This is a genomic window from Dactylosporangium sp. NPDC050688 (assembly GCF_040654515.1).
Lineage (GTDB): Bacteria > Actinomycetota > Actinomycetes > Mycobacteriales > Micromonosporaceae > Dactylosporangium.
In genome coordinates this window covers 91,723-101,433 of record NZ_JBFAIC010000042.1, presented here as the reverse complement: position 1 = coordinate 101,433, position 9,711 = coordinate 91,723, and the positions used below count along the sequence as shown (strand labels likewise).

General features: G+C 73.8%; 10 protein-coding genes and 1 pseudogene. 4 read left to right on the top strand and 7 right to left on the bottom strand.

All coding sequences use genetic code 11. The features are described from left to right. Window positions 1-2,070: ATP-binding protein (locus AB0H83_RS32460; RefSeq protein ID WP_360101680.1), on the top strand; the 2,070-nt coding region annotated here is incomplete at its 5' end. Here AB0H83_RS32460 and AB0H83_RS32455 read toward each other — a convergent pair. Further along, complete coding sequence (locus tag AB0H83_RS32455; RefSeq protein ID WP_360101678.1) at window positions 2,052-2,726, bottom strand: response regulator; 675 nt, start codon at window positions 2,724-2,726, stop codon at window positions 2,052-2,054. The genes AB0H83_RS32460 and AB0H83_RS32455 overlap by 19 nt on opposite strands. 160 nt (window positions 2,727-2,886) lie before the next feature. On the opposite strand from AB0H83_RS32455, the gene AB0H83_RS32450 reads away from it, so the two are divergent. Then, window positions 2,887-3,618: a PIG-L family deacetylase gene (locus AB0H83_RS32450; RefSeq protein WP_360101676.1), complete on the top strand. Its 732-nt coding sequence runs from the start codon at window positions 2,887-2,889 to the stop codon at window positions 3,616-3,618. Here AB0H83_RS32450 and AB0H83_RS32445 read toward each other — a convergent pair. The 6 genes and pseudogenes from AB0H83_RS32445 to AB0H83_RS32420 all read right to left on the bottom strand — a co-directional run bounded on the left by AB0H83_RS32445 (window position 3,596) and on the right by AB0H83_RS32420 (window position 7,657). Beyond that, window positions 3,596-3,775, bottom strand: coding sequence for a hypothetical protein (locus tag AB0H83_RS32445; RefSeq protein ID WP_360101684.1), 180 nt, complete (start codon window positions 3,773-3,775; stop codon window positions 3,596-3,598). The two genes, AB0H83_RS32450 and AB0H83_RS32445, sit on opposite strands and share 23 nt — an antisense overlap. Before the next feature lie 19 nt (window positions 3,776-3,794). Next, window positions 3,795-4,130 (bottom strand): annotated as a pseudogene (locus AB0H83_RS32440) (condensation domain-containing protein); the annotation flags it as partial. A gap of 175 nt (window positions 4,131-4,305) precedes the next feature. Then, complete coding sequence (locus AB0H83_RS32435) at window positions 4,306-4,488, bottom strand: hypothetical protein (protein ID WP_360101674.1); 183 nt, start codon at window positions 4,486-4,488, stop codon at window positions 4,306-4,308. A 10-nt stretch (window positions 4,489-4,498) separates the two neighbouring features. Continuing rightward, entirely contained in the window at window positions 4,499-5,539 is a 1,041-nt protein-coding gene (locus tag AB0H83_RS32430; RefSeq protein ID WP_360101672.1) for a LacI family DNA-binding transcriptional regulator, read from the bottom strand. A gap of 44 nt (window positions 5,540-5,583) precedes the next feature. Further along, the gene (locus AB0H83_RS32425) at window positions 5,584-6,633 is read right to left on the bottom strand and encodes a LacI family DNA-binding transcriptional regulator (protein WP_360101670.1); all 1,050 of its coding nucleotides are present in this window, start codon (window positions 6,631-6,633) and stop codon (window positions 5,584-5,586) included. Between the two features lie 22 nt (window positions 6,634-6,655). Beyond that, window positions 6,656-7,657, bottom strand: a complete 1,002-nt coding sequence (locus AB0H83_RS32420; RefSeq protein WP_360101669.1) for an acetylxylan esterase — start codon at window positions 7,655-7,657, stop codon at window positions 6,656-6,658. A gap of 177 nt (window positions 7,658-7,834) precedes the next feature. On the opposite strand from AB0H83_RS32420, the gene AB0H83_RS32415 reads away from it, so the two are divergent. Both AB0H83_RS32415 and AB0H83_RS32410 read left to right on the top strand, forming a co-directional pair. Further along, window positions 7,835-8,752, top strand: coding sequence for an ABC transporter permease subunit (locus AB0H83_RS32415; protein WP_360101667.1), 918 nt, complete (start codon window positions 7,835-7,837; stop codon window positions 8,750-8,752). Then, window positions 8,749-9,696 carry a carbohydrate ABC transporter permease gene (locus AB0H83_RS32410; RefSeq protein WP_360101665.1) on the top strand — a complete coding sequence of 316 codons (948 nt, stop codon included), beginning with the start codon at window positions 8,749-8,751 and terminating at the stop codon, window positions 9,694-9,696. Before AB0H83_RS32415 ends, AB0H83_RS32410 begins: the two co-directional genes overlap by 4 nt. Window positions 9,697-9,711 lie beyond the last annotated feature (15 nt).

Here is a 9,711-nt window from a genome sequence, read left to right as displayed (position 1 = left end):
GACCGGTACCGCGCCCAGCACGGCATCGACACCACCTGGGAAACCCGCGAACGCGTCGTCGTCGCCCTCACCGGCGGACCCGAAGGCGACACCCTCGTGCGGCGCGCCGCGCGGATCGCCGCCCGTACCAAAGGCGCGGACCTCCTCGCGGTCCACGTCATCCGCGGCGACGGACTCGCCGGCGCCGACCCCGCGAACCTCGCCCGCCAGCGGATCCTCGTGGAGACCCTCGGCGGCACCTACCACCAGGTCGTCGGCAACGACATCCCGGCCGCGCTGCTCGACTTCGCCCGCGGCGTCAACGCCACCCAGCTGGTCCTCGGCACCAGCCGCCGGCCCCGCCTCGCCCAGCTGCTCTCACCGGGCGTCGGGGTCACCACCGCCGCGGAGTCCGGCACGATCGACGTCCACCTCGTCACCCACGAGGAGGCCCGCCGCGGCCGGCTGCGCCCGGTGACGACCGGCGGACTGAGCCGGCGCCGGCGGCTGTCCGGGCTCCTGCTCGCGGTGCTGGGCCTGCCGCTGCTCACCGCAGGCCTCGACGCGTTGCGCGGTGAGCTGACGCTGCCGAGTGACATCCTCGCGTACCTGATGCTGACCGTCGCGGTCGCCCTCCTCGGCGGTCTCTGGCCGGCGCTGCTCGCCGCCGTCGGCAGCTTCCTGCTGCTCAACTACACGTTCATCCCGCCGCTGCACCGGTTCACCGTTGCCGAACGGGAGAACCTGTTCGCCCTGCTCGCGTTCGTGGTCGTCGCCGCCGCCGTGGCGACCGTCGTCGACCTCGCCGCGCGCCGCACCCGCGAGGCCGCCGCGGCCCGCGCCGAGGCCCAGACCCTGTCCACCCTCGCCGGCGGCGTCCTGCACGGCGACCGGCCCCTGCCGGCGTTGCTGGAACGGGTCCGGGAGACGTTCGCCCTGACCGCCGTCACCCTCCTGGAACGCCGCCCGGCCGGGGAGGCCGCCGCCGGGGCTGGTGGCGCGGAGGTGGACGGCGCGGGGGCGGGGCGCGAGGAAGTGGACGGCGGCGCGGGGGTCGGTGGGGTGCGGGCCGGGTGGAGCGTCGCGGCCAGTGTCGGTGACCGGCCGGCGGTGTCGCCCGGGGACGGGGAGACCGAGGTGCCGATCGACGAGGACCTGCGGCTGGTGCTGCGGGGGCGGACCCTCGCGGCGGCGGACCGGCGGCTGGTCGAGGCGTTCGCCGCGCACGCCGCGATCGCGCTGCGCCAGCAGCGGCTGGCCGAACAGGCGTCGACGGCCGGCACCCTCGCTGAGGTCGACCGGCTGCGCACCGCCCTGCTGTCCGCGGTCAGCCACGACCTGCGCACCCCCCTCGCCTCGGCCAAGGCCGCCGTCGGGGGGCTGCGCAGCCACGACGTCGAGTTCTCCGCCGAAGACCGCGAGGAACTCCTCGCCACCGCCGAGGAATCCCTCGACCGGCTCAACCTCCTGGTGGAGAACCTCCTCGACATGAGCCGCCTGCAGGCCGGCGCCCTCGGCCTGCACACCCGGCCGGTCAGCGTTGCCGATGCGGTCGCCGAGGCGGTCGAGGAGCTCGGCGGGGTCGCCGACGCCATGGGAACCCCCGACGCCGTCGGCGCGCCCGACACCGACGAAGACGCCGACCGGCCCGGTGCGGCGGGCGAGGCCGGCGGCCGGGACCTCGTCGCGGTGCGGGTCAGCGTGCCGCGGGACCTGCCCGAGGTCGTCGCCGACCCCGCGCTGCTCGCCCGGATCCTCGTCAACGTCCTGGCCAACGCGCTGCGGCACAGCCCGCCGGGGCGCCCGCCGCGGGTCAGCGTCAGCGAGCACGCCGGGGTCGTGGAGGTCCGCGTCGTGGACCACGGGCCGGGGATCGCCGACGAGGACCGGGACAGGGTGTTCCAGCCGTTCCAGCGGCTCGGTGACCGCGACACGTCCACCGGCGTCGGGCTCGGCCTGGCGCTGTCGCGAGGGCTGGCCGAGGCGATGGGCGGCACCCTGCTGCCCGAGCACACCCCCGGCGGCGGGCTCACCATGACCCTGACCCTGCCGGCCCTGACCGGGGACGCCGCTCAGAGGTCCAGGCGGTAGCCGAGGCCGGGCCGGGTCACGATGTGCCGCGGCCGGGCGGGGTCGCGTTCGAGCTTGCGGCGCAGGTTCGCGAAGTGCACCCGCAGGTAGTTCGTCTCCGTCTCGTACCGGGGTCCCCACACCTCCCGCAGCAGCTGCCGGTGCTCCACGACGGTGCCCGGGTTGCGGGCCAGGACCTCCAGCAGGTGCCACTCCGTCGGGGTGAGCCGCACCTCACCGCCGGGGCCGACGGCCCGCTTCGTGGCCAGGTCGAGCGTGAACGACTCGGTCGTGATCACCGACGCGCCCGGCGCCGGCGCCCCGCGGCGCAGCGCGGCGCGGATCCGGGCGAGCAGCTCGTCGATGCCGAACGGCTTGGTGACGTAGTCGTCGGCGCCGGCGTCCAGGGCGGCCACCTTCGACGGCTCCGCATGCCGCGCCGACAGCACGATGATCGGCACGGGACTCCAGCCGCGCAGGCCCTTCACGACCTCGATGCCGTCGAGGTCGGGCAGGCCCAGGTCGACGATCGCCAGGTCCGGATGGTGGTTGCCGGCCGAGATGAGGCCGGCCGTCGCGGTGGCGGCGGTGTCGACCTGGTAGCCGCGGGCGGTCAGGTTGACCCGCAGCGCGCGCAGCAGCGGCTCGTCGTCGTCGACGATGAGGATCCGGCTCACGGTCCGTATTGTCCTCCCAGCCCCGCGGGGTGCGCCGCACGCCGCCGGACCTCACCCGGCCCGGCGCGCCCGCGCAGCTCACCGGCGCCCTGAGCCGGGTCCGGGACCCGACAGCAGCGACAGGGCGGGCGCGGGGCGGGCGTGCTGTATCCATGGAGGGGTGGAGCAGCAGGTGATGGACGAGGTGGAGAAGCTCGGCACGATCATGTCGATCTGGGCGCACCCCGACGACGAGACCTACCTGGCCGGTGGGCTCATGGCGGCCGCCGTCGCCAACGGGCAGCGGGTCGTGTGCGTGTCGGCGACCGTGGGGGAGCACGGCACCGACGACCCGGTCGCGTGGCCGCCGGAGCGGCTCGGCCGGACCCGGCGCTGGGAGGCGGCCGCGGCGATGGCGGTGCTCGGCGTCACCGACCACCGTTTCCTGGACTACCCCGACGGCGGGATGGCCGCGCTCGACCCGGCCGGGCCGGTCGAGCGGATCGCCGGGCTGCTGGCCGGCGTCGCCCCGGACACGGTGCTGACGTTCGGGCCGGACGGCGGGACGTTCCACCCCGACCACCAGACGATCTCCGCGTGGGTCGGCGCGGCGTGGGACCGCGCGGGCCGGCCCGGGCGGCTGCTGCACGCCACGATGACCGCCGAGCACCTGGAGACCTGGGGCGAGCGTTACGAGCAGTGGCGCGTCTTCATGACCGACGAGCGCCCGGTCGGCGTGGCCGCCGAGGACCTGGCGCTGGACCTGCGCCTCACCGGCGCCGCGCTGGACTGCAAGATCGCCGCGCTGCTCGCCATGCACACCCAGGTCGCCCCGGCGGTCACGCTGCTCGGCATCGACGACTTCCGCGCCCTCAACGCAGGTGAGGCGTTCATCGAGGCGCGGGTGCCGTGACGAGTCCCAGCGCCGCCTCGACCAGGACCGTCTCGACGTCCCGGGCGCACCGTTCGATGGCGTCCGGGGTGTACCGGTGGGTGTCGCCCCACAGCGAGTAGTTCGCGTCGTCCTCGACGTGCAGGTACAGGGCGCCGTCGTAGGTGTCCTCGCGCACGCCCGATGCCGAAGCCGTCCACCACGACGTGGTAGTACATGACGAGGATGTGGGTGGGCGTACCGCCGGCGCGGACCACGGCCATGCGGACCGGCCACTGCGTGAACGGGTCGAAGGCGGTCGTCTGGTAGCGCACCCGGACCTGCTCGGCGACCTCGGCGGGGTCCCCGGCGGCGTCGACCACCTCGAGCGCGATCTCCCCGGCGGCGGACACGACCTGCCGCGGCGGCCCGCCGTCCACCTGCGACAGCCGGGTCCGCAGCGCCTGGTGCCGGCCGACGAGCAGCCGCAGCACGGCCGCGACCCGCTCGACCGTCTCGCCCTCGGCGGCGGGGACGGTGCCGCCGATGTTCATCGTCCGCCCGGTGTGGCGCATGAGGTCCCAGACGTCGCGCTGGCCCCAGGTCAGCTCCTCGGTGCCGGCGCCGTCGCCGTGGAACGCGACGACGACGTGGCTCGTCCTGTTGTCCACCAACGACTCCCGTTTACCCTCGGCCCGCCGCGAGCGTGGTGGCGGCGCGCCGGCGGTGTCAATCGGCGGGGCCGGGCAGGGCGGTCGCCGCCCCTGCCGCGGTGGAACTTTCATCCGGCGGGTCCCACGTGATCGCGGCGAACGAGCCGGACGGCGTGACGTGCCGGGTGAGCAGCTCGGAGATGACCGCCTTCGCCGGGCGGTCCATCGCCGGCCCGCCCTCGTCCGGCGGCGTGATCATGCGGGCGTGATCATGCGGGCGGGGGTGCGGTGCTGGCCCGCACGACGAGCTGGGTGGCCAGCTCCACCCGGGCGGGCTCGACGGCCTCGCCCACTGCCAGCTGCAGCACCATCCGGGCGGCGGTGGCGCCCATCTCGGCGAAAGGCTGCCGCACCGTGGTCATCGGCGGGCCGCACCAGCGGGTCACCTCGATGTCGTCGAAGCCGACCACGCTCACGTCGTCGGGGATGCGCCGGCCGAGCAGGCGGGCCGCCTCGTAGACGCCGAGGGCCTGCAGGTCGTCGCCGCACAGGATCGCGGTCGGCGGGTCGGGCATGGTGAGCAGCTGCCGGCCGAGCAGCGCGCCGTCGTCGAAGTGGAACCGGCCGTGCCGCGCCAGCGCCGGGTCCAGCGGCACGCCGGCGGCGTCGAGGGCGCCGCGGCACGCCTCGAGCCGGGCCCGGGCGCACAGGTACTCCATCGGGCCGGTGATGACGCCGACCCGCCGGTGGCCGAGGTCGAGCAGGTGGCGGGTCGCGGCGATGCCGCCGCTCCAGTTCGTGGCGCCGACCGACGGGATCGAGTGCGTCGGCTCGCCGGTCGGGTCGAGCACCACCATGGGCACGCCGCTGGCGATCAGCTGCTCGTACTGCCGGGCGCGGAACGCCGAGTTGACCGCGATGACGCCGGTCGGGCGGCGGGCGAGGAGCCGGTCGGCGGTGCGGCGCCCGCCCGGTGCCGGGCCCTGCAGGTCGGTGAACCCGACGGCCAGGCCGCGGTCGCGCACCACCTGCTCGACGCCGCGCAGGATCTCCATCGCGAGGTGGCTCTCCAGGCCGTAGAACGCGACCTCGACGCTCGGCGACGCGACCGCGGACTCGCCGCGCCGGTAGCCGTGCTCGCGCAGCAGCGCCTCGACCCGGTCCCGGGTCTCGACGGCGATGCCGGAGCGACCGTTCAGAACTTTCGAAACTGTCGGCGGCGAGACGCCGGCGAGCTGGGCGATGGCCGCGACGGTGACCTCGCCGCGCCGCCGCCTGCCGCCCGGGACTTGAGCTTTCGCGGGATCCACGGCGCCAGTGTATGGGAGCGTGACACGTTCGCGTCGAGTGAGATTCACGCCTCGGCATCGGTCGGAGTGTTTGGAAACATTTCCAACGGGGCGGTGCTGGCCCGCACCACGAGCGGCGTGGCCAGCTCCAGCCGGGTCGAGTCGAGCGGCTCGCCGGCGATGAGCGACAGCAGCATCCGGGTGGCCAGCCCGGCCATCTCGGTCAGCGGCTGGCGCACCGTGGTCAGCGGCGGGATGGACCAGCGGGCCTGCTCGAGGTCGTCGAAGCCGACGATGCTGATGTCGGCGGGGACGCGCAGGCCGCGCTCGTGCAGCGCCTCGTAGGCGCCGCGGGCCATCTCGTCGGCGCACGCGAAGATGGCCGTCGGCGGCGACGGCAGGTCCAGCAGCGCGAGGGTCTCCCGGTAGCCGGTGGGGCTGGTGAAGTCGCCGGTGCGCTCGTAACCGGCGGGGATTTCCAGGCCCGCGGCGTGCATCGCGGCGCGGAAGCCGTCCAGGCGGGCCCGGGAGCACAGCACGTCGCCGGGGCCGCCGATGACCGCGATGCGCCGGTGGCCCAGGCCGATGAGGTGCTCGGTGGCGGTGAGCGCGCCCGTCCAGTTGGTGGCGCCCACCGACGGCACGCTCGGGTCCGGCTGCCCGGCGGGGTCGACCACCACGACGGGGATGCCGTGCCCGGCCAGCATCGCCCGCTGGTCGGCGGACAGCTCCGACAGCACCAGCAGGACCCCGTCGGAGCGGCGCGCCGCCAGGTTCTCCAGCCAGCGGCGGTCCGGCGCGGTGCGGGACCGGCCGTGCACCGCGGAGACCACGACGCCGGTGCCGGCGTGGTGGGCGACCTCCTCGACGCCGGCCAGGATCTGCATCGCCCACGGGCTGCCGAGGTCGACGAAGACGACGTCGATGAGGCCGACGGTGCGCGCCGGGACCGCCCGGCGGGGCAGGTAGCTGCGGCGGCGCAGCAGCTCCTCGACCCGCTCCCGGGTCGCCGGGGCGACGTCGCGCCGCCCGTTGAGCACCTTGGAGACGGTCGGCACGGAGACGCCCGCCTCGGCGGCGATCTCCGCCATGGTCGCCCTGCTGTGCCGCGTCATGCCGCCCCCGTCCTGGTGAAGCTCAGCGCGAGTCTACGTCGAAAGTTTCGGCGGCGGGCAGCCGGGCGCCGAGCCAGTCCAGCTGGTGCCGCACGTGCACCGCGTCGCCGCCCTCGTGCCCGTTGAACGGGTAGGTGTGCATCGTGCGGTCCTGCGTGCCGTAGGCGTGGTACGCGGCGAAGGCGGTGCTCGGCGGGCAGACCGTGTCGCGCAGGCCGACGCCGAAGTGCCCGGGCGCGCGGGCCCGCCGGGCGAAGCTCACACCGTCCACATAGGACAGCGTGTGCCGGGCCTGGGGCTCCGCGTCGCGGTGCACGGCGAGATACTGGGCGATCTCGCCGTACGGCGAGGCGTCGGTGAGCGTGACGGCCCGCGCGATGTGGCACAGGAACGGCGCGGTGGCGAGCATCGCGGCCAGGTCCGGCACCAGGCCGGCGACGGCGACGGCGAGCCCGCCGCCCTGGCTGTTGCCGGCGACCGCGACCCGCGCCGGGTCGACGCCGGGCAGGGCGCGCACCGCGTCGACGGCCCGCACCGCGTCGGTGATGAGCCGCCGGTAGTAGTAGTCGTGCGGGGACAGGATGCCCTGGGTCACCGGCCGGTGCCCGCCCGGCGCGCCGGCGTGCGGGTCGGGGGTGTCGCCGCCGTTGCCGTACAGGTCGCCCTGGCCCCGGTTGTCCATGAGCAGGTGCGCGTAGCCGGCGCAGACCCAGGTGAGCCGCTCGTGCGGCAGGCCGCGGCCGCGCCCGTACCCGGCGTACTCCACCACGGCCGGCAGCGCGCCGGGCACCCCGGCGGGCCGGCTGAACCACGCCCGGACCGGAGCGCCGCCGAAGCCGGCGAACGTGACGTCCCAGGTGTCGACCAGCCGGAGCCCGGCCGTCACAGGCCGGGCGGAGCGCACCGGCGGCGCCGCGCGGGCCTCGCCGAGCGTCTCCTGCCAGAACGCGTCGAAGTCCGCCGGTGCGGGCACCGCCGGTGCGTAGCGCTCCAGCTCCTCGAGCGGGAGATCGAACTGTGCCATGGCTCCTCGCGGGTGTCGAACGAACGTTCCTGAACCTTCCACTGCCCCGGGGCGGTGCCGTCAGCGCAGGTCATGCGGCGTTGAAGTGGTCCTTGACAGGGTGTCGCGAAGAAATCTACATTACCCGATGCCTGGCCGATTGTTTCCGAAACTTTCGGTGTTTGGAAAGGATCGGGGATGAGAACTCAGCGGCGGCGCACCTGGCGGGCCGCGGTGCGCCGCGACTGGCAGCTGTACTCCCTGGCCGTGCTGCCGCTGCTGTTCTTCGTGGTCTTCCGCTACCTGCCGATGGCCGGCAACGTCATCGCGTTCCGCCGGTACCGGCCCGGCGGCGACCTCTTCGGCGACACCTGGGTCGGCCTGCGCTACTTCAAGATGTTCTGGCACGACCCGACGTTCTGGCACGTCTTCACCAACACGCTCGTGCTGGGCGGGCTCACCCTGCTGCTGGTCTTCCCGCTGCCGATCGTGCTCGCCCTGCTGCTCAACGAGCTGCGCACCCGCTGGCTGAAACGGTTCGTGCAGACGATCTCCTACCTGCCGCACTTCCTGTCCATCGTGGTCGTCGCCGGCATCGTCATGCAGCTGCTCGCCCTCGACGGCGCGGTGAACGCGGGGCTGCGCGCCGTCGGCGCCGACGCCGTGCCGTTCCTGCAGCAGCCCGGCTGGTTCCGCACCATCTACATCTCCTCGGAGATGTGGCAGACCGTCGGCTGGGGCACCATCCTGTACCTCGCCGCGCTCACCACCGTCGACCACGAGCTCTACGAGGCGGCCCGGATCGACGGCGCCGGCCGCTGGCGGCAGACCTGGCACGTGACGCTGCCCGGCATCCGCCCGACGATGGTGACGCTGCTGATCCTCAACATCGGCACCTTCCTGTCCGTCGGGTTCGAGAAGGTGCTGCTGCTGTACAACCCGCTGACCTACCCGACCGCCGACGTCATATCCACCTACCTGTACCGGGTCGGCGTCGTGTCCGGCAGCTTCAGCTACGCCGCCGCGATCGGGCTGTTCGAGTCGCTGATCGGCCTGACCCTGGTGCTCACGGCCAACTGGATCTCCCGCCGCACGGTCGGGGCGAGCCTGTGGTGACCACCGACCGGACCGCCGGCCGTGACACCGGCCGGGCCGCCGACCGGGCCACCGGGCGTGACACCGGACCGGTCGCCGGCCGCGACACCGGCCGGCGGGTCTTCCAGGTCGTCAACGCGCTGATCCTCACCGGCGTCGTGGTGCTGACGCTGTACCCGTTCGTCAACGTCGTGGCCCGCTCGTTCAGCCAGGAGCAGTACATCCAGGCGGGCGAGGTCAACCTGCTGCCCCGGGGCTTCAACGTCACCACCTACGAGGTGGTGATGTCCGACCCGGTGTTCTGGACCAACTACCGCAACACCGTCGTCTACACCGTCGTGGCCACCGCGATCTCGATCGTGCTGACCACCTGCTACGCGTACGTGCTGTCCAAGCGCCACCTCAAGGGCCGCGGGCTGCTGGTGGCCGTCGCCGTGTTCACCATGTTCTTCAACGGCGGCCTGATCCCCAACTACGTGCTGGTCAGCGGCCTCGGCCTGCGCAACACGATCTGGGCGGTGGTGCTGCCCAACGCCATCAGCGTGTTCAACCTGCTGGTGATGAAGGCGTTCTTCGAGGGCCTGCCGGTGGAGCTGGAGGAGGCCGCGGCCGTCGACGGGCTCGGCACGTACGGCATCCTGTGGCGCATCGTGCTGCCGCTGTCCAAGGCGGTCATCGCCACGATGCTGCTGTTCTACGCGGTCGCCTTCTGGAACTCGTGGTTCCCGGCGTTCCTCTACATGGACGACGCGGACCTGTTTCCGGTCACCATCTACCTGCGCAACCTCATCGCCGGCTCCACCGGCGGGTCCGACATCTCCACGCCGTCGGACACGGCGCTGCAGATCGCGGCGAACATCCAGGCCGTGACGATCGTGCTCACCGCGCTGCCGATCATGCTCGTCTATCCGTTCATCCAGCGCTACTTCGTCTCCGGGGTCACCCTCGGCGCTGTCAAGGGATGACCGCGCCGCCCGGAG

Coding starts and splice junctions, on each gene's coding strand:
- AB0H83_RS32435 (WP_360101674.1), bottom strand. CDS start 4,488: ATGATCACGCCGCCGGACGAGGGCGGGCCGGCGATGGACCGCCCGGCG.
- AB0H83_RS32425 (WP_360101670.1), bottom strand. CDS start 6,633: ATGACGCGGCACAGCAGGGCGACCATGGCGGAGATCGCCGCCGAGGCG.
- AB0H83_RS32420 (WP_360101669.1), bottom strand. CDS start 7,657: ATGGCACAGTTCGATCTCCCGCTCGAGGAGCTGGAGCGCTACGCACCG.
- AB0H83_RS32415 (WP_360101667.1), top strand. CDS start 7,835: ATGAGAACTCAGCGGCGGCGCACCTGGCGGGCCGCGGTGCGCCGCGAC.